This is a genomic window from Micromonospora sp. NPDC049151, assembly GCF_040648395.1.
Classification (GTDB): Bacteria; Actinomycetota; Actinomycetes; order Mycobacteriales; family Micromonosporaceae; genus Micromonospora.
This window is the reverse complement of record NZ_JBEZDP010000020.1, coordinates 32,030-50,320: the sequence shown is the minus strand read 5'-3', so window position 1 is coordinate 50,320 and position 18,291 is coordinate 32,030. Positions and strand designations below refer to the sequence as shown.

Genomic DNA, 18,291 nt, shown 5'->3' with positions numbered 1-18,291 from the left:
CGGGGAAACCACATGTCCGGCTCGCCTGATGAGCAGGCGGTCTGGCTGCAGCGCGCCTTCGACGAGCACTGGCGTGAGCTACACGTCCACTGCTACCGCCTCGCCGGGAACGTCACCGACGCGGACGACCTGGTGCAGGAGACCTTCCTGCGTGCCTGGCGGGCTCGCGACCGCTTCGAGGGTCGGGCGTCGGCGCGCACCTGGTTCTACCGGATCGCCACGAACGTCTTCCTCGACAGCCGCAAGGCGGCCAGTCACCGGACGGTACCGTACGGTGACCCGCTGGAGTGGTCCACCGAGCTCGGTCCCTATCCCGACGCCCTGCTGGGCGGCGATCCGCAGACCGGTCTCGCCGCCCGGGAGACTGTCGAACTGGCCGTGATCGCAGCGCTCATGTACCTACCGCCGCGGCAGCGGGCGGCCTTCGTGCTGCGCGACGTCTACGGCTGGACGCCGCAGGAGATCGCCGCCGCGCTCGACACCGCCGTAGCGGCCGTCAACAGCCTCCTCCAGCGGGCCCGCCACACCCTCCGGCGGCGCGCTCCGTCGGATCCGAAGGACTGGCGCCGCCCGCAGCTCACCAGTAAGGACGAAGAGATCCTGCGCCGCTACGCCAACGCGAAGGACCCGGAGACGATCCGGGCACTGCTCGCCGAGGACGTACGGATCACGATGCCGCCCGAGCCGCCAGTCGTCGGGATCGACGCGGCCGCGGAGTTCCTCGGCCGACCGCTCGACTGGCGTACGTTCCTCACCTCGGCCAACGGGCGCCCGGCACTGATCAACTATCTCCGCCGGCCCGGCAGCCCGCACTACGAGGCGTTGGTCGTCGACGTACTCCGGATCGAGAACGGGAGGATCGTAGAGAGCAACGCCTTCATCGGTGCCCGTCACGTCGCCGCCTTCAGCATGCCCGCCACGCTCGAGCCCTAGACGAGTAGGTCTCAAGCCAAGTGGCCGAGTCTGCGCTGGTAGTGGCTACGCAGCCCGACGGACGTGCGGCCACACGGGCAGCGGCCATCACCGGGATGCGGCCGGCTTGACGTCCATCAGCTCAAGCATCTCGTCGCTGAGTCCGTGGATCGCGATGTCGTCACGCCGGCTCTCCCACCGTTCGCGGTCGAGCACCAGGTTGATCTGCTCCTGGCGGACACCCTCGAAAGCCCGGATTGTGGTGCCGTTCGACTGATAGCCAAGCGACCACGAGACTCCCAGCGACGGCGCGTTGGTGGACCAGGCGGCGGACTCGGCGCGATCCGCTCCAAGCCCGGCGAACGCGAGATGCAGGATGGCGCCCCGCATCTCCTTGCCGTAACCACGCCGCTGGAACCGCCGCGCGATCCATGACCCCGTCGAGACGGTCTTGGTGATCCCGAAGCCCTGCGCGCCGATCTCCTGCACCCCGACGCAGACGCCATCGACCTTCACAGCCATTACCAGGTTCCATCTGCTCGGCCGCCAGTCCGCCAGGGATGCCCAGTAGTACCGCAGAAACGACCACTCGGCTTGGGGAGACGGTCCCGACTCCCATCCCGCCACGGGCGAACGCGTCAGAAAGCGGTTCTGCGGATCGTAGATGCCAGCTGCCGCATGGATCGCCAGTTCGGCGAGCTCGTCCTCACCCGGCACAGCCAGCTCAAGCACGGACGTCGTCACCCGCAGACGGCGCACGGGCCAGATCTCGGCCAATGTCATCCGAGCATCATGCCCCGTCCTGCCGTCTGCCGTTGCCCGAAGATGTCGGCTGGTGCGTTTCTCAGCCTGGCTAACATCGCGGCTGGTTGGGGCTGGGTCCTGGTTGACGCCGATCTTCGTCTGATGACCTCCGCCCCGCAGGGGATCGACGGCCGGCTCGATGCATGCCGGTGAAGGTCGGCACCCACGGCCGGACATGCCTGTGTGGCGCCGCATCCTCACCAGATCACCCTAGGACATTGCTGTCAGCCTCGCGGACCAGTTGGTTCGCTTTCATTTGCTGCTCCGCGCTTACCGATGCTGGCGGTTACGCAGTATTCTGCTCGGACGACAGGCAACCGCAGTCCTCAGTGGAAATGTCGCACCCGGCTCACCGGACAGGAGAACGGCATGGAAGCCTTCCGGGCGGTGGCTGGACGAGTACCATACGTTCCGGCTAGACGATCGGTCGTAGTTTTCGACCGCGATAGTGCGGCTTCGCTTAGGGCGGTGTCCACCGCGTATGCCACGCCGACGCGGCTCAGAGCTGGATTACGGCTTGGTGCGGGTCCGCGCTCGGCACACGCCGGGTTACCGGCAGGCCATGGGATGGCGGAGCCCCGGCGGCTTCGTTCCGGCTGTCAGCACCTGCCGGCGTATGACGTCCGAGGGTGAGCTGACGGGGCCGTTCTGGGCGGCGCGGGCCTATTCGCGCGGCTCGGGGCAGGACCATCTCGGGCTCGGTTCGGTTAGTTCTGATCGGCTGCTGACGCGGCTGTCGCCGGGCGTCAACGTGCTGACCGCCCACCCACGGTACTGGTCGTTCTACGCGTTCCTGTTGGACGAGTTTTGGGCGCGGGATCTGCCGCGCCACCGGAGCGCCTTCCGGGCGTTCTATCGCCCCCGGGAGGCGTTGTACTCCGTTGCCTGCCAGCTTTGTGAGCAGCCTGAGCACGAGACCCTGACGAGCGGCATCGTCGGGTCCAGGCGCACATACGGTGTGATCGGTCAGGAGGAGTTCGATCCGGGGTTCGACTACATCAAGGAGCCACTCGGCGGATACGGGCTCTACTACCGCACGGTGATGGAGACGATGGGCTTGGTCGTGCTGACCGATCCGGGTACTGGGGTGGTGTTCGACGCTCCGACGCCGTTGGGTCGGTCGGTGGCGGCCGGGTATCGCGCTGCAGTCGACGGAACCCGATTCTACCGGGACTACTTCGCGGACTGCGATGCCGCTGTCCCGCGGGAGGTTCTCACGGAGTTCGCAGCCGCCGGCTGCCTGTGCCAGCTGCCCACGGCCGCCACCGCCGACCTACCGTTACTTCAAGACGTGTTCCTGCACCACGGCGAGCCCGAGGAAGCTGAGCGGCGGCGCGCCACCTTTCGCTTCATTCTCGACTTCTGCCGGACAGCTCCGGCGGAGGCGGTAAGCCAGGACCGCTTTCGCCAGCTTGTCTACTTCCGGCAATTGGACGGCCAGCCGTACGTACCGCTGCCGGGAGTGCTCATCACCGCCCGACGGTGGCGCATCTACCAGGCGCGCGAGTATTTTGCATTTGCCTTCAATCGGCTGTGGGCGTGGGTGGCACGCCGTGGGCTGGAGCTGTCCGACGACGGTCTGAGCCTGGTTCCCCTGAGTAAACTCTGGGCGATCATTACTGAAGAACTCGACGACAACAGCTTTTGCGGCGACCTGCCCGATCCTGGAATCGGGGCCGACATGCCGGGCGCGGCCTTCGCCGAGTGGCTCACGGGGCACGTCGATGTGGCGCCAGGAGTCGACGATCTGTGGCCTCGACACGAGGAGTTCGACGAGCACAGCCTCTACGACTGGTGCGCCAACGCCGAGGACGACGCCGAAACGCTGATCGCGATGCTGGGAATCCTGCTGCTCGTTCACCGCAGACTCGGCGCCCCCGGGCGGCAGGCCGACCTGGGTGACGACGCCGATTTGCTTACCGAGGGTGGCGGCCAGCGCATCGGCATGAGCCGCTTCTACGAGTTGCTACGCAAGCGGCTCATGGCAAACCAGACGATCGCCGAACTCCTCCAATGGATCATCATCGACTTCGTGATTGTCCAGCATGAGCGGGTGGCCACGGCGAAGCTCTTCAGCAGCGGGGACACCTTTCGTTTCCGGCGGGTCGGTGACGCGCTGCGGTTCTTTCCCGCCGACGCGCCGGTCGGCTTCAACGACAGCCGGTTCTGGGCCCTGAGTACGATCGCTCACGAGCTCGGCCTCGTCTCCAGCCTGAGCTTGCCGCAGCGGCAGCTGACCCTCGCCGGGTCGGCCCTCCTGACCGACGGCGACCTCCCAGCTGGCGCGGCGCAGAAGGCGGCGGCGCGGTTCCACCGGGAGAACGCGCGGTGAGTGTCGTGCCCCCGTTCATCGTCCCGGAGCAGGTCCAGGGTGCGTGGACGAACCTGATCGTGCTGACCTACTCGGCACACCTGGACTTCTTCGAGACCCATCTGCTTCGGCAGTTGAGCCGAGTGCCGAACCGGATAGTGCTGGCCGATGATCGGCGGCTGGCCGAGCAGTTCGCCACTGCGGCACGATCCGGGCAGCGGCTCGGTCAGGCAAACCGAACCTATCTGGCCGCACCGGTCCGCAACCCGTGGGCAGCGCATGCGAAGGCGGTGTTGCTGACGACGTCCACAGCGGGCCGGTTGCTGGTCGGCTCGGGCAATCTGGGGCCAGACGGGTACGCCGAACCCGGTGAGCTGTGGCACCGCTACACCTATGACGACAGCATCGGTGAGCATGCCGACGTGTTCGCCGCGCTCCGGTCCTTGATCGACGGGATCGCGGCGTGGGGGTGGCTCGATCCCGCCGCAGTCGCCGGGCTGGGCCTGGCTTGGTCTTCCACTCCGTGGTTGATCCCTCAGCCAACTGCGCAGCAGCCGCTGCACCACAATCTCGATACTCCGCTGATCGAGGTGATCACCGCCGCGGTGGACGGTCCGGTCGAGTTGCTCACGGTGCACGCACCGTTCTACGACGAGGATGTGGCGGCGCTCGGGCAACTGCTGGACCGGCTACGACCCCGCCGTTTGCGGGTTCTGCTCACCCCGGACACGTCGGTCGATGGGGGGCGCCTCACCGCGTTGGCGACTCGCCCCGGCACGGCGGTGTCGCTCGAGAGGGTCCACGTGACCGACGCTCCGACGGCCTTCCTGCACGCCAAGTTCATTCATGTGGTGGGCAGCAAGCAGGAGGTGTTGGTCACCGGTTCGGCAAACATGTCTCGACGGGCACTGCTGCTGACGGCCGCCACCGGCAACATCGAGCTGGCGGTGATTGAGACGCGGCCGCGCGGAGGGTTCGTTGGCCTCTACAAGCCGCTGACGATACAGCCGCTGCCTACCGCGGAATCGATCTCGTTGACCTTTCGGGGCGGCGGTGAGACACCATCGGCAGGTGCCGTGGCACTGCTCTACAGCGAGCTACAGGGCAACCTCCTGACGCTGGTGTTCAACGCAGCCCTGGGTTCGGGTATGCCGGACCTGGTCTTTCCGGACGGGACCGCGGTGCTCGCGCTGGCCGCCCAGGGTGACGGCACGAGTTTCCGGTTCCGGTTGGCTGACAGGGACGTCGATCGGCTCACGCATGGCGGGCGCATCGACGTCCGCCTGCCCGGCAGCGCCGGCACCGCCGATCCGGAGCCGACGTGGCCCTACCACGTGGACTCGCTGCGTGGTCGGATGGAGCGAAGCGGAGACGACAATCATCTGCTGTCCTCGACGGGGACCTTGCCCCGCGACGACAGTGACCTGTTCCAGCTCCTCAGACAGCTGGAGCAGACGCTGATCTTCGATCCCGAGACCGCTTGGAAGGTGGCAGGGACCAAGACGGGAACCGAAGCCGGGGACGGGGGTGACGGGGAGCGGCTGCGGTGGGAGGAAATCGACTGGGACCGGCTCTACCGGCACCCCCGCTATCGGGGCTACCAACGGAGCCGAGGGCCCGATGGAGAGCCCGCATCGGACATCGAGGTCATCCTCAGCTCGATCGCCGCTCGCCTGGGCGGGGCTGCCGGGCCGTCCACTATGGGCGACCGTGACAACGACCTCGACGCCGGAGGCGAACCAGACGACGTCGAGCTGAAGGAGGAGCTCACGCGGCGCCTGAGCGTCTCTACCCGGACCCGCATGGCCTGCAACCGGCTCGCCATCCGATTCACTGCGGCATTGCAGAACAAAGCCTTTCAGGAGAAACTCGGCCCCACCCTGACGGTGCGCAACGCGGTCATCCTGGGCCACGTCCTGCGCGAGCTGCTGCACGGTGACGCTATCGACCCAGGACGGGCGATCATGGCGCAGCTCGCTACGTGGTCGTTTCTGTGGGGCCCGAAGAGTAACGTTGCCTCGCTCCCCGGAGAGGAGCGCGCAGCCGCCGAGCAGGTTCTCACCGGGGCGAAGGCTCGACAAACTATGCTTCGTGCCCTCTCCGAACTCGCCGCATATGACCTCGACGACGAGCTACGTTCGGCCGTACGCGATCAAGCTCAGGCACTGCTGCTGTCGCCGACGCTCGGCCTTGATCAACATCTGCTGAGGCTGACCGCATCAGACGCGCGGCAGGCCGCCGCTCTCGTCGCTAACCTGCGCTACGTCGCTGGGAACTACACGGGTCGCGAGATCGTAGAACTGATGAGTGCCAGTTGGGACATCCGAGCGGCGTCCGTGCGATGGGAGAGAACCATCGTGCGGCGACTTGCCGGCCAGGGATTCCCCGCACGCTCAAGCGAGGTTGATGTTCTTCGGGTGCAGGAACCGATCGCGGGCCTTACCGTCGACCGTGCGGCCACTGATCTGGCCTGCCTCGCCGCCCACCTGATCGTGGGCGGAACGGATCTCGACTACGTGCGCATCCGATTCGCCGAAGGACGCGACGTCGCTTACTGGGACGCCGCCACAGGCGAGGGCATCTGTTTCATAGCCGGTGAGGAGAAGGATCTCACCGAACTGCGGCCCGAGTTTCCAGAATGGTGGCGGCGCCTGGACGAACTCGAAGGCCGGGAAGTTGCCCCTGCGGCTGCCTGACGGCCTCGTGCCCGGTCACCGCCCTGCGGACAGCGGCGCCGGTGCTGTGGCGGATGCGGCCACGCCACCGGATTCCTCGGGCTCGGACCGGTGTACTTCAGTCCATTTCCGTGCATCGGACACCGCACACCACCATTCAAGCCAGGAACGAAGCCGGCCTTTATGAGTACCAGGTCCGCGACTGACGGGCCTGGTACGCCCATCACGCTCTCGATGGCCGCCCACGCCTGCCTTGCCGTGGCCCGATCCATTACCGCAAAAGGGAGCCGGCCCGGTGACGGCATGATGATCGGCTTCACCGCGCCGGGGATGGTCCGAAGGCGACGACGCCGCCAACACCAAGCCCGGATCTGCCACTACCGACGACGCGGCTCCCCCTGGACAACTGCCGCTGTATTAGAGCGCGGCGGTATCCCGCCGGTACCTGCGGCGACAGATGGAAACCCCTGCGGAGATGAGGCCGATGAGGATCGAGTAGACGGCGCAGCGTTCGACGAGGCCGACCAACACGTTGGCCCCTGAGCCGGCGACGGCGAGGAAAGCCACCGTGGAGACGAGTCCGAAGGCGCCGAGCATGACCATGGCCTTCCCGGGCTTCCTACCGATGCCGAGATCTCGGTACATGCGTCCGAGCACGATGATCAGAATGTTGCCGCCGACGATGGCGGCCATGGCACCCAGGCCGTGGAAGTCGACAGTGCCCTGCCGATCGGCTTCGCCGTCGCCGGGGAAGAGCGCCAGCACGACGCCGCCGGCGCCGACCAGGGTGGCCATGCCGAGCAGGACCCCCCGGCGCCAGCCTCGCAGGCCGTTGAGCAGGGCGACACCGATGAACACCAGGACTCCGAAGAGGGAGAAGCCGGTGTTCATGACCCACCAGAGGGGCGAATACACGTACTGGCCGAACGCGGTCAGCGGGCCGTGGACTCCGAGGTCGCTGATGTAGTGGTAGGTGTAGCTGTAGGGCGGACTCCGCCAGGCCGCGGCGGCGACGAACTCGAGCAGCAGGAAGATCGCTGCCGCTGCGGCGAGCGCTGCTCCGGCGGGCCGGCGCTGGCCGCTCCGTTGCGCCGCAGAGACGGTTGCCGTCGGCGTTGCCGTCACCAGTTGTGTCATGGCCGGGAGCCCTTCGGCGAGGTCGGCAGGGACGGACGCCCCTGGTATCACTGCAAAAGTGTAGTGGCACCAGTTTCGGTGTCAATACAATAATGGTCAGAGTTGTACGATGACGGGCATGGCAGGGGAGCTGAATCAAACTGGGCGGCGCGAGCGAAAGAAGGCCATGACCAGAGCCTCGATCCTGCTAGCTGCGCAGGAGCTGTTCCTCAAGCGCGGCTTCGACGCGGTGAGCGTGCGAGAGATCGCCGACCAGGCGGACGTCTCCCCCACCACTGTCTTCGCCCACTTTCCCCAGAAGGAGGCACTCCTCTTCCACGAGGAAGACGCGCAACGCGAGCGACTCGTCGCCGCCGTACGCGAGAGACCGGCCGGCCTCTCGATCTCGGAGGCGCTGAAGGCCTACTACCGCTCCGAGTTCGTCGCCATGTGGTCCGGCGAGGAGGCGCCGCTCCGCCGCCGCGTCATGTCGCTGATGGAAGCCACACCGGCCCTTCAGGAGTACGCCTCCCGGATGTGGCTCCGCCACGAGGACGCACTCGTCGCGGCCATCACCGAGGATCTCGGCCTGTCCCAGCCGAGCGACGACATCCGGGTCTACGCTCGTTTCGCCCTCCAGATCCAGCTACTCGTGACGAGTGACACCGATCCGATGCTCGACGCGGGATTCCGGATCCTCGATCAGGGCTGGAGTGAGCATGACCCGGCGCGTGGCAGGTAGCGTCCACGCCAGTGGACCAATGGAAACGTCACGGCCCGTCACGGTGACGGGCTTCCCGTTTCATTCCTGAACCACGTCACCAAAGAGTGCATTGAGCCGCCGCTTGAGGTCATCACCGACCCGTGACGTCGCCGAGCGCGGTCAGCAGGTGCCGGGCCGGCCCCCGCCCCTGACTGTGGCTCCCCGGCAGCTTTATAGATCGTGTACCGACCGGACTTGCGGCAGCCCGTCGGTACCTCGGGATCGAGGTCGGGGTTGGTGATCGGCTCAGTATTCGACGCCACCGCCGGGACCGCCCGCCGAGCACGACGACGGGCGACGCTCGCCGGCGCGACAGCCGGAGGAAGCGGCCCTCGATGCGCGGCGAGCGCGACGAGGGCCGCGGCCTGGGCGGGTGGCAGCGGACGGCGGGCGGTGGTCAGTCGGGCGGGGCCATCCGGCGACGCAGTTCCCGCTTGAGCACCTTGTGGCTCGGCCCGAGCGGCAGGTCGTCGACATACCGGACCTGCCGCGGGTACTTGTGCCGGCCCAGATGCTCCCGCGACCAGTCGATCATCTCCTGCTCGTCGGGCAGGCCCGGGCCGGCCGGGTCCGCCACCACCACCGCGCAGACCTCCTCGCCGTGACGAGGGTCGGGCACCCCGATCACCGCCACCTGGCCGACCGCCGGGTGCCCGGCAAGGACCTCCTCCACCTCGCGTGGGTAGACGTTGAAGCCACCCCGGATGATCATGTCCTTCTTCCGGTCGACGATGGTGATGAACCCGTCGGCGTCCTTGCGTCCCAGGTCACCGCTACGGAACCAGCCGTCCACCACCGCCTCCGCGGTCGCCTCGGGCCGCCCCAGGTAACCGGCGAAGACGTTGTGCCCCCGGATGACGATCTCGCCGAGCTCTCCGGTCGGCAGCAGCTCGATCCGCTCGTCCACCTCCGCGCGGGCGATCTCCACCTCCACGCCCCAGACCGGGTGCCCGATGGTCCCGGCGCGGGTGCCGAAGTGCGGCTGGTTGGTGGTGGCGGTGGGTGAGGTCTCGGAGAGCCCGTACCCTTCGAAGACCGTCGTCTGGAAGGCGGCGTGGAACCGTTCCAGCACGGCCACCGGCAGCGACGCCCCGCCGGAGACGCAGAGCCGCAGCCGGGGCAGGTCGTCCCGGTCCCGGGCGGCGTCGAGCAGCGCCACGTACATGGTGGGCACGCCGTGGAAGACGTCCACCCCCTCACGCAGCATCAGGTCGATGGCGGCCGGCCCGGTGAACCGGCTCAGCAGCACCAGCGTCGCGCCGATCCGGAAGGTGCCGTTCATCGCCACCGTCTGGCCGAAGCTGTGGAACAGCGGCAGGCAGCCGAGCACTACGTCCGTCCTGCGCGCGTCGTTGGCGTCGAAGACGTTCACGGTGGCGTTCATGACCAGGTTGAGGTGGGTGAGCACGGCGCCCTTGGGCACCCCGGTGGTGCCGCTGGTGTAGAGCACCACCGCCGGGTCCTCCGCCGACCGGGTGACGTACGACGGCAGCGGTGGCAGCGGGTGGCTCAGCTCCTCCAGGCGGGGCGCGACCGCGCCGGCGGCGGCCGGCCCGACGGTCACCAGCGGCACGCCGGCCGCCGCCGCGGCAGCGGCGCCCAGGGCGAGCTGGGAGCTGTGGCACACCAGCAGCTTCGTGCCGCTGTCGGTCAGCACGTGCGCCGCTTCGTCCACGGTCAGCAGCAGGTGCACCGGGACGAGCACCGCGCCGGCGGCGAGGGCCCCGTAGTAGACCCGGGGGAAGTCCACCACGTTCGGGGCCAGCAGGGCCACCTTGTCGCCGGGGCCGACCCCCCGCTCGCGCAGCCCGGCGGCGTAGCTGCGCGCCTCCAGCCACAGCTCGGCGTACGTCACCCGGGCGTCGCCGTCGACCACGGCGACGGTGTCGGCGTGCCGGCGGGCGGACTCGGCCAGCACCATGGCCAGCGACAGCGCGGTCATCGGGCCACGCCCCGCACCAGGCGGCTGACCGTCTCGGCGACGCAGACCGGCTTGCCACCGGCGTCGCTCTCGACGGTGACCGCGGTGACCACCTGCACGCCGCCGTCCACGGGTGAAACCTCGGCCAGGGTCGCGGTGGCGCGGACCGCGCTGCCGACCCGGAGCGGGGCCGGGAAGCGCACCCGGTTGAGGCCGTAGTTGACCCCCATGGCCACCCCCTCTACCCGGTAAAGGCCACCGGCCAGCGCCGGCAGCAGTGACAACGTGAGGTAGCCGTGCGCGATGGTGCCGCCGAACGGGCCAGCCGCGGCCCGTCGCGGGTCGATGTGGATCCACTGGCGGTCGTCGGTGGCGTCGGCGAACCGGTCGACCCGTTGCTGGTCGATCCGGAACCAGGGGCCGGGGCCCAGGGTCCCGCCGGTCGCCTCGGCCAACTCCTCGATGGACGCGAAGACCCTCATGCCAGGTGTCCTCCCAGCTTCGTGTAGCCGCGCAGCAGGTCGCGGGAGATGATCAGTCGCTGCATCTCGTCGGTGCCCTCGAAGATCCGGTAGAGCCGGACCTGCCGGTACCAGCGCTCGATCGGCAGCTCGCGGGTGTAGCCCATGCCGCCGTGGATCTGCAGGACGCGGTCGACCACCCGATTGACCATGCCCGCGCCGTAAAGCTTCGCCATCGAGGAGGCGTGCCGCGGGTCCATGCCCTGCTCGACGGTCCAGGCGGCGCGCAGGATGAGCCAGCGGGCCGCCTCCAGCTCGGTCTCCGAGTCGGCGATCATCCACTGGATGGCCTGGTTGGTGCCGATCTTCGCGCCGAAGGTCTCCCGGGTGTTGGCGTAGTCGATGGCCATCGACAACGCCCGCTCGGCGATGCCGACGGCGTGCGACGGGATAATGTAGCGGCCCTTGCCGATCCACTCCATACCGAGGCTGAAGCCCTGCCCGGGCTCGCCGAGGATGTTGCGCCCGGGCACCCGGACGTCGTCGAAGACCAGCGAGGCGGGGCCACCCTCGCCCATCGTCTGGATGAACTCCGAGCGCCAGCCCATCGACCGGTCCACCAGGAACGCGGTGGCGCCGCCGTGGCGGGCCCCCTTCTCCCGGTCGGTCACCGCGATCACGATGGCGAAGTCGGCGTCGTGACCGCCGGTGATGAAGGTCTTCTCGCCGTTGAGGATCCAGTCGTCGCCGTCGCGGCGGGCGCTGAGCTTGATGTTGGCCGCGTCGGAGCCGGCGCCGGGCTCGGTGATCGCGAAGCAGCTGCGCCGCTCCCCCTCGATGGTCGGGACCAGGTACTCGCGCTTCTGCTCGTCATTGGCGTGGAACAGGATGTTGTCCGCCTCGCCGCCGAACCGGAACGGCACGAACGAGCGGCCGAGTTCGGTCCAGATCAGGGACTGGGTGACGGCCGGCAGGTCCATGCCGCCGTACTCCTCCGGGGTGGCCAGCCCCCAGAACCCGAACTTGCGCGCCTTGAGCTGCAACTCGCGCAGCTCGCTGTGCTCCAGTCCGGGCCGGTGCGCCCGTTCCCGCCGCAGCAGCTCCTGCTCCAGCGGCATGACCTCCCTGGTGATGAAGTCGCGGGCGGTATCGCGGATCGCCCGCTCGGTGTCGGAAAGCGCGAAGTCCATGTCCCCTCCGGGTGCTGGTCCGCCGGCGCGCCTCAGCGCGCGCCGCCGTTGACGTACAGGGTCTGTCCGCTGACGTACGACGCGTCGTCGCTGGCCAGGAAGGCGATCACCGAAGCGATCTCGGTCGGCTGGGCGACCCGGCGCAGCGGGGTGTGCTCGGCGACCATCCGCTGATGCTCCTCCGGGCTGCTACCGACCCGCTGCGCGGTGGCGGCGGTCATCGCGGTGGCCACGTAGCCCGGGGCGACGGCGTTGACCGTGACGTTGTACGGGCCGAGTTCGATGGCGAGGGTGGCCGTCAGACCCTGCACCCCCGCCTTGGCCGCCGCGTAGTTGACCTGGCCCCGGTTGCCGAGGGCGGAGCGGCTGCTGAGGTTGACGATCCGGCCGTAGCGGGCCGCGACCATGTGCTGTTGGGCGGCCTGGCAGCAGAGGAACATGCTGGTCAGGTTGGTGGTCAGCACCGCCTCCCAGTGCGGCAGGGGCATCTTGAACAGCAGGTCGTCGCGGGTGATGCCGGCGTTGTTCACCAGCACGTGCAACCCGCCGTACGCCTGCACCACCCGGTCGGTCATCGCGGCCACCGCCGCGGGGTCGGTCACGTCGCAGCCGATGCCGACGGCCCGGCCGCCGGCCGCGGTGATCTCGTCGGCGACCGCCCGGCTGCGCTCCTCGTCGAGGTCGACCACGGCGACGGCGGCGCCCTCGGCGGCCAGCCGGTGCGCGGTCGCCGCGCCGATGCCCTGCCCGGCGCCGGTGACGACGGCCACCCGGTCGGCGAATCTGGTCACGGTTCTCCCCTTTGCTAGAAGGCGTTGACGCCGGTGAGCGCACGCCCGATGAGCAGCTGCTGGATCTGGCTGGTGCCCTCGTAGAGGGTGGCGACCCGGGCGTCGCGCAGGTACTTGCCGACCGGGTACTCGTCGATGTAGCCGTACCCGCCGAAGACCTGGACGGCGTTGTTGGCCGCCCGGACCGCTGCCTCGCTGGCGAAGAGCTTGGCCATCGAGGCCTCGGTGGCGAACGCCTCGCCCCGGTCCACGAGGTCGGCCACCCGCCACACCAGCAGCCGTGCGGCGGCGGTGTCCACGGCAATGGCGGCGAGCAACTGCTGCACCAGCTGGTGCCCGGCGATCGGCTTGCCGAACTGGGTGCGCTGCCCGGCGTAGCCGACCGCCGCGTCGAGGCAGCCCTGGGCGATGCCGACGCAGCCGGCGGCCACCGACATCCGGCCCTTGGCCAGGGTGGCCAGGGCCAGCCGGAACCCGCCGCCGGCCGGGCCGAGGCGCGCCGAGTCGGGCACCCGGACGGCGTCGAAGCACAGCTCACCGGTTGCCTGCCCGCGCAGCCCGAGCTTGCCGTGGATCTCCCTCCGGGTGAGCCCGGCGACGTTGGTGGGCACCAGGAACGCACTGATGCCCCGGTGTCCGGGTCCGCCGGTGCGGGCGAAGAGCAGGACCACGTCGGCCACGGTGCCGTTGGTGATGAACGTCTTCGCGCCGGTGATCAGCCAGTCGCCGCCGTCGCGGGTCGCCCGGGTGGTCAGCGCGGCCGCGTCCGAACCGCTGTCCGGTTCGGTCAGGGCGAAGCAGCCGAGCGCGGTGCCGGCGCAGAGCCGGGGCAGCCACTCGGCCCGCTGCGCGGCGGACCCGTGCGCGGCGATGGCCTTGGCGACCAGCCCGAGCGACACCGAGACGATGCCCCGGACGGCGGAGTCGCCCCGGCCGAGCTCTTCCAGCACCAGGCAGTAGGAGAGGTGGTCGCCGCCGGACCCGCCGTCTTCCTCGGGGATGGTCAGCCCGAGGAAGCCCAGCCGGCCGAGCTTGTCCACGATCTCCGGGTCGACCGACTCGCGCCGGTCCCAGGCCGCGGCGTGCGGGACAACCTCACGGTCGACGAACTCGGCGGCGAGCTGACGAACCGCCGCCTGCTCCGCGGAGAGCTGAAGGTCCATGCGGCATAAACTAGCGCTGAAAGTTTAAGTACGTCCAGACCCGGCTGTGGCAGAGTTGCCGCGGACCGACGAGTGAGCGAGGGAGGCGCGGATGCCCCGGCCGAGGCAGGCGCTGCTCAGCCGGCAGCGGATCGTCGATGCCGCCGCCGCGCTGATCGACGCGGACGGGCTGGAGGCGTTCTCCACCCGCCGGCTCGCTGCCGAACTCGGCGTACGCGGGCCCTCGCTCTACAACCACTTCGCCACCAAGGACGAGATTCTCGACGCGGTGGCCGACAGCGTCACCGCCCAGGTGGACGTCTCCTTCTTCGGGCACCTCGACTGGCACGAGGCGCTGCGCCGGTGGGGGCACTCGTATCGGGCGGCACTGGCCGCACACCCGAACATCGTCCCGTACCTGGCCCGCGGGCCGGGCCGGCGGCCGGCGGCGCTGGCGATGGCCGACGCGGTCTACGGCGGGCTCGTCGCTGCCGGCTGGCCGCCCGCGCGCGCGACGCACATCGGGGCGCTGATGCGCTACTTCGTGGCGGGCTCCGCGCTCGGATCGTTCGCCCGTGGCTTCGTCGAGGACCCGGGGTTGTACGGGGAGCGGTATCCGCACCTGACCCAGGCGCACCGGCTCGCCGAGCATCAGCAACGGGTGGACGAGGGCGCCTTCGCGCTCGGCCTCGACGCGCTCATCCATGGGCTCTCCCGCACCTACGAGGAGCACGTCGGGCCGCTACCACCCCTCCCGCCAGCCGATCCGGGGCACTAGAGTAGAAACTTCCAGCGATAGTTTTCGACCACCGTGAGGTGCGCGATGGATCTCGCACTATCCGACATCTATCTCGACGGAGCGTGGGTCGTCCCCTCCTGCGGGCAGACCATCGCGGTGCACAACCCGGCGACCGAGGAGGTGCTGGCGAGCGTGCCGGCAGGCACGGCGGCCGACGTCGACCGCGCCGTCACGGCCGCCCGGCGCCGCCTTCCCGGGCTGGGCCGAACGATTCGCTAAGCATTCCCGCACGTCACGCACGCCATCCCAAGACCAGGCCGTGTAGTCGACGGCATGCCGTCGACCATCCCCGCACGACATGTGGTCCCCACCCGGTCCCCCGGGCGCTGACGCGCTTGGCGACCTCACGCCCACCGGACGAGTGCCACCTCCAGTCGTCAGTTCGGAGGGCCACCATGCCGGCATGCCAAGGCGTAGATGGATCGTGGCGCTGGCCGTGGTCGCCCTCATCGGAGTCGCTGTCGGGACAGTTGCCCTGGTCGCTCCCGCCGTCGCGGCGACTGCCTGTCCACAGTGCTATGGACTTTTCCGCACTCGACGGCAGCATCTACACCGACCCGGACGACGAACGGATCACCCGCTTTTACGGCACCCGGATGAGCCATCCCAGGGTATTGATCTGCGCCGCCCCAGCCTGCTACCGGCGGCTCGGCGGAGGCGGGGAGAAAGGACAGGCGATCCGCAACTGGTCCCTCATGCTGTCACCAGTCGGGGCAAACGAAACCATCGCGACCCACGAGCTGTCGCACGTCGAGTTCCACGAGCGCCTCGGGTCGGCCCGAGGCAAAGTGCCGCATTGGTTCGACGAAGGGCTGGCCGTACTCATCTCCGACGACTCCCGCTATCTGAAGCCCTCCTCTGAGGGGGACCGGTGCCGCCTGCCGTACGAGCAGGCCTCGCCGATCGTCGACTCGGATTGGCGAGCCATGACCGCGGGCGGCGTGGACCGACCGTACCTACACGCGGCCTGCGTGGTGAGTCGCTGGACCAGCGCTCACGGCGGACCCGCCGCCGTGCTGGACCTCATAGCCCGGCTCCGCGACGGCGCAGACTTCCAAACCACAGTGGCCGTCCCGCGTTGACTACCCCAGGCCTCATCCTCAGGCGGCCGGGGCGTGGGGCCCGTTTCGGGCCGTCTTGAGGACCTGAAGGACGTCTCGAATCCCTGACCGACGGGGGCCGGGGTCCGGTTGGTTCAGCTGGAGAGCTCCGATGTTGTGGGGATGAGCGATGCCAGCGGCGGCGGTGGCCAGAGTTCTGCCGGCCCGGCGGTAGTCGCGTTCAGCCGGCCGCTGAAGCTTGACCAGCGGTCAAGGAGCGCTACCGGACGGCGCACTTGACCGGCGTGGTCCCCAGGAAGCAAGCAAGGCCAGCCCCATGTTTCGGACCAGCCTTCTGAACTTCGTTTCAGCCAAGCCGAGCGCTGATCCCAGTGCTGCCGTGCGGCAGGATGGCGACCGCGGCCTTGAAGTATCCGTGTGTATCAGCTGACGTCTGACGTGCGATGCACCGCCGAATGTTTCGACGCTGGCCGTACGTCAGAATCGGATCATGTACGAACGAGTGGTACGGCGGGCGGGCGGGCTGCCGCCGATAGCGGTGGACGCCGGGCTGGTGGTTGTCGCGTTGGTCGCCCAGCTTGCCCCGTTCGTGTCCGGCGGCCGAGATTGGCCGATCGCCGCGTACTTAATCTGTGTTGCCGTGTCGCTGCCGGTGATCTGGCGGCGGAGGGCACCGTTCGCCGTCCTCATGGTGAGCGAGCTTGCCGCCGCCGCGTACACGTTCGTCCCGGACGGGCCGCGCCAGCCCCTCTGGTATGGAGCGCTGATCGCCATGTTCACTGTCGCCGCGCAAGCGCCCCGCTGGCAACGGGTCAGCGCCGTCGTGATCATCGCGTCGGGTGCGTTCATTCTCACCGGCTCGTTCGAGACCGCTGCCCGGGGAGCGCTGCTGTGGACGACCGCGTATGCGATGGGCCGCGCTTGGTCGAACCGACAGGAGTACGTACGGACGCTTCAGGAGCGCGCCCGGCACCTCGAACGCGAGCGGGAACTGGAGGCCGAGCGGGAACGGTCCCGGATCGCGCGGAACATGCACGACATCCTGGCCCACGCGGTGAGCATCACGATCGCGCAGGCGGAGGCAGGGCCGGTGGCGATGAAGCACGGCCCTGCTCGTACAGAGGCAGCGTTCGAGGCGATTGCCACGGCGGGCCGGGACGCCATGGCCCAGTTGCGCCGGATCCTCGGCGTCCTTGACGCCGGTGGCGAGAGCGCGCGCACCCCGCAGCCGACGCTCGCTGGGATCCCGGGCCTCGTCGACACGGTCTCCCGGGTCGGCTCCACGTCGGTCACGCTGATCGTCTCCGGACGGCCCGGTACCGTAACGCCCGACGCCGAGGTCGCGGCGTATCGGATCGTCCAGGAGGCGCTGACCAACGTGCTCAAACACGCGGAGGCGAAGACGGTGACGGTGACGCTCGACTGGCGTGACGGCGAACTCGTCATCACCGTGGCCGACGACGGCCGAGGGCCCCAGACCGACGGCCGAGGACAGGGGCTCATCGGCATGCGGGAACGCGCCGCGTCCTGCGGTGGGTCCGCGTCGGTCGGCCCGGTGCCCGGCGGCAAGGGCTTCCAGGTGCAGGCGAGGTTGCCCGGCGCGGCGGCGGAGGTCGCGCGATGAGCATCCGCATCGTGGTCGCCGACGACCAGGAGCTCGTGCGGGGCGCCTTCGCGGCGATCCTCGACGCCGAGCCCGACATGGAGGTCGTCGCCGAGGCCGCTGACGGCGCCGAGGCGGTGGCCGCCGTTCACGAGCACACCCCCGACGTCCTGGTGCTCGACATCCAAATGCCGGGGATGGACGGCATCGAGGCCGCCCAGCGGCTGAGCGGCGCACCCGTACGGGTGCTCATGCTGACGACATTCGGGCAGGACGACTACATGTACGACGCGCTGCGCGCCGGAGCGAGCGGCTTCCTGCTCAAGGACGTCCGCCGCGCCGAACTGGTCCACGCGGTCCGGGTCGTCGCCGCTGGTGAGTCGCTGCTCGCCCCAGCGCTCACCACTCGGCTGATCGAGACGGCGGTCCGCAGGCCGGCGCCGCCGCCCAACTCCTGGACCGGCCTGGACCGGCTCACCCCGCGGGAGCGCGAGACGCTGCAGCTCCTCGGCCGGGGACTGACCAATGCCGAGATCGCGGCCGGACTGGTGGTCAGCGAGCACACCGTCAAGACGCATGTCAGCAGTGTGCTCGCCAAGCTCGGCCTGCGGGACCGGGCACAGGCGGTCGTGGCCGCGTACGAGTCCGGTCTCGTCGTCGCCGGCGAGCCGCCTCCCTCTGTGGAGTGAGACCAGAACCGCTCGCGCGACCCAGGTAGGTCCGTTCGCTGCGGCGATGGCTG

Annotated in this window: 16 protein-coding genes; 9 read left to right on the top strand and 7 right to left on the bottom strand. The window is 69.2% G+C overall.

What is annotated here, in order from left to right; genetic code table 11:
- Nucleotides 1-12: 12 nt before the first annotated feature.
- Entirely contained in the window at nt 13-933 is a 921-nt protein-coding gene (locus AB0B20_RS21775; protein ID WP_357384704.1) for an RNA polymerase subunit sigma-70, read from the top strand.
- A gap of 87 nt (nt 934-1,020) precedes the next feature.
- Here the strand turns inward: AB0B20_RS21775 and AB0B20_RS21770 are convergent, their stop codons facing one another.
- Entirely contained in the window at nt 1,021-1,695 is a 675-nt protein-coding gene (locus AB0B20_RS21770) for a GNAT family protein (protein ID WP_357472911.1), read from the bottom strand.
- Between the two features lie 637 nt (nt 1,696-2,332).
- Here AB0B20_RS21770 and AB0B20_RS21765 point away from each other — a divergent pair.
- Both AB0B20_RS21765 and AB0B20_RS21760 read left to right on the top strand, forming a co-directional pair.
- Entirely contained in the window at nt 2,333-4,048 is a 1,716-nt protein-coding gene (locus AB0B20_RS21765; protein ID WP_357472908.1) for a hypothetical protein, read from the top strand.
- Nucleotides 4,045-6,723: a hypothetical protein gene (locus AB0B20_RS21760; protein WP_357472905.1), complete on the top strand. Its 2,679-nt coding sequence runs from the start codon at nt 4,045-4,047 to the stop codon at nt 6,721-6,723. Before AB0B20_RS21765 ends, AB0B20_RS21760 begins: the two co-directional genes overlap by 4 nt.
- 396 nt (nt 6,724-7,119) lie before the next feature.
- Here the strand turns inward: AB0B20_RS21760 and AB0B20_RS21755 are convergent, their stop codons facing one another.
- Nucleotides 7,120-7,839, bottom strand: coding sequence for a DUF998 domain-containing protein (locus tag AB0B20_RS21755; protein WP_357384696.1), 720 nt, complete (start codon nt 7,837-7,839; stop codon nt 7,120-7,122).
- Nucleotides 7,840-7,957: 118 nt separating this feature from the next.
- Here AB0B20_RS21755 and AB0B20_RS21750 point away from each other — a divergent pair, with 118 nt between their 5' ends.
- Nucleotides 7,958-8,560 (top strand): helix-turn-helix domain-containing protein, encoded by a 603-nt coding sequence (locus AB0B20_RS21750; RefSeq protein ID WP_357384694.1) that lies wholly within the window; start codon nt 7,958-7,960, stop codon nt 8,558-8,560.
- A 418-nt stretch (nt 8,561-8,978) separates the two neighbouring features.
- Here the strand turns inward: AB0B20_RS21750 and AB0B20_RS21745 are convergent, their stop codons facing one another.
- Genes AB0B20_RS21745 through AB0B20_RS21725 form a run of 5 tightly spaced genes read right to left on the bottom strand, consistent with a single transcriptional unit; the run spans nt 8,979 to nt 14,107 of the window.
- A complete protein-coding gene (locus tag AB0B20_RS21745; protein WP_357472902.1) occupies nt 8,979-10,523 on the bottom strand; it encodes a long-chain fatty acid--CoA ligase in 1,545 nt (514 codons plus the stop codon).
- Nucleotides 10,520-10,984 (bottom strand): MaoC family dehydratase, encoded by a 465-nt coding sequence (locus tag AB0B20_RS21740; protein WP_357384690.1) that lies wholly within the window; start codon nt 10,982-10,984, stop codon nt 10,520-10,522. Before AB0B20_RS21740 ends, AB0B20_RS21745 begins: the two co-directional genes overlap by 4 nt.
- A complete protein-coding gene (locus AB0B20_RS21735; RefSeq protein WP_116507000.1) occupies nt 10,981-12,153 on the bottom strand; it encodes an acyl-CoA dehydrogenase family protein in 1,173 nt (390 codons plus the stop codon). Before AB0B20_RS21735 ends, AB0B20_RS21740 begins: the two co-directional genes overlap by 4 nt.
- 32 nt (nt 12,154-12,185) lie before the next feature.
- Nucleotides 12,186-12,944 (bottom strand): 3-oxoacyl-ACP reductase FabG, encoded by a 759-nt coding sequence (gene fabG / locus AB0B20_RS21730; RefSeq protein WP_357384687.1) that lies wholly within the window; start codon nt 12,942-12,944, stop codon nt 12,186-12,188.
- Between the two features lie 14 nt (nt 12,945-12,958).
- Nucleotides 12,959-14,107, bottom strand: coding sequence for an acyl-CoA dehydrogenase family protein (locus AB0B20_RS21725; RefSeq protein WP_357472899.1), 1,149 nt, complete (start codon nt 14,105-14,107; stop codon nt 12,959-12,961).
- Between the two features lie 91 nt (nt 14,108-14,198).
- Here AB0B20_RS21725 and AB0B20_RS21720 point away from each other — a divergent pair, with 91 nt between their 5' ends.
- From AB0B20_RS21720 to AB0B20_RS21700, 5 genes are all read left to right on the top strand, one after another.
- Complete coding sequence (locus tag AB0B20_RS21720) at nt 14,199-14,864, top strand: TetR/AcrR family transcriptional regulator (protein WP_357472896.1); 666 nt, start codon at nt 14,199-14,201, stop codon at nt 14,862-14,864.
- Nucleotides 14,865-14,909: 45 nt separating this feature from the next.
- A complete protein-coding gene (locus AB0B20_RS21715) occupies nt 14,910-15,104 on the top strand; it encodes an aldehyde dehydrogenase family protein (protein WP_357472891.1) in 195 nt (64 codons plus the stop codon).
- A 299-nt stretch (nt 15,105-15,403) separates the two neighbouring features.
- Nucleotides 15,404-15,967, top strand: coding sequence for a hypothetical protein (locus tag AB0B20_RS21710; protein ID WP_357384681.1), 564 nt, complete (start codon nt 15,404-15,406; stop codon nt 15,965-15,967).
- Nucleotides 15,968-16,436: 469 nt separating this feature from the next.
- Nucleotides 16,437-17,570 (top strand): histidine kinase, encoded by a 1,134-nt coding sequence (locus AB0B20_RS21705; protein ID WP_357472888.1) that lies wholly within the window; start codon nt 16,437-16,439, stop codon nt 17,568-17,570.
- Nucleotides 17,567-18,238, top strand: a complete 672-nt coding sequence (locus AB0B20_RS21700; protein WP_357384677.1) for a response regulator transcription factor — start codon at nt 17,567-17,569, stop codon at nt 18,236-18,238. The genes AB0B20_RS21705 and AB0B20_RS21700 overlap by 4 nt, the downstream gene beginning before the upstream one ends.
- Nucleotides 18,239-18,291 lie beyond the last annotated feature (53 nt).

Coding starts and splice junctions, on each gene's coding strand:
- AB0B20_RS21775 (WP_357384704.1), top strand. CDS start 13: ATGTCCGGCTCGCCTGATGAGCAGGCGGTCTGGCTGCAGCGCGCCTTC.
- AB0B20_RS21770 (WP_357472911.1), bottom strand. CDS start 1,695: ATGACATTGGCCGAGATCTGGCCCGTGCGCCGTCTGCGGGTGACGACG.
- AB0B20_RS21765 (WP_357472908.1), top strand. CDS start 2,333: ATGACGTCCGAGGGTGAGCTGACGGGGCCGTTCTGGGCGGCGCGGGCC.
- AB0B20_RS21755 (WP_357384696.1), bottom strand. CDS start 7,839: ATGACACAACTGGTGACGGCAACGCCGACGGCAACCGTCTCTGCGGCG.
- AB0B20_RS21750 (WP_357384694.1), top strand. CDS start 7,958: ATGGCAGGGGAGCTGAATCAAACTGGGCGGCGCGAGCGAAAGAAGGCC.
- AB0B20_RS21745 (WP_357472902.1), bottom strand. CDS start 10,523: ATGACCGCGCTGTCGCTGGCCATGGTGCTGGCCGAGTCCGCCCGCCGG.
- AB0B20_RS21740 (WP_357384690.1), bottom strand. CDS start 10,984: ATGAGGGTCTTCGCGTCCATCGAGGAGTTGGCCGAGGCGACCGGCGGG.
- AB0B20_RS21735 (WP_116507000.1), bottom strand. CDS start 12,153: ATGGACTTCGCGCTTTCCGACACCGAGCGGGCGATCCGCGATACCGCC.
- AB0B20_RS21725 (WP_357472899.1), bottom strand. CDS start 14,107: ATGGACCTTCAGCTCTCCGCGGAGCAGGCGGCGGTTCGTCAGCTCGCC.
- AB0B20_RS21720 (WP_357472896.1), top strand. CDS start 14,199: ATGCCCCGGCCGAGGCAGGCGCTGCTCAGCCGGCAGCGGATCGTCGAT.
- AB0B20_RS21715 (WP_357472891.1), top strand. CDS start 14,910: ATGGATCTCGCACTATCCGACATCTATCTCGACGGAGCGTGGGTCGTC.
- AB0B20_RS21710 (WP_357384681.1), top strand. CDS start 15,404: ATGGACTTTTCCGCACTCGACGGCAGCATCTACACCGACCCGGACGAC.
- AB0B20_RS21705 (WP_357472888.1), top strand. CDS start 16,437: ATGTACGAACGAGTGGTACGGCGGGCGGGCGGGCTGCCGCCGATAGCG.
- AB0B20_RS21700 (WP_357384677.1), top strand. CDS start 17,567: ATGAGCATCCGCATCGTGGTCGCCGACGACCAGGAGCTCGTGCGGGGC.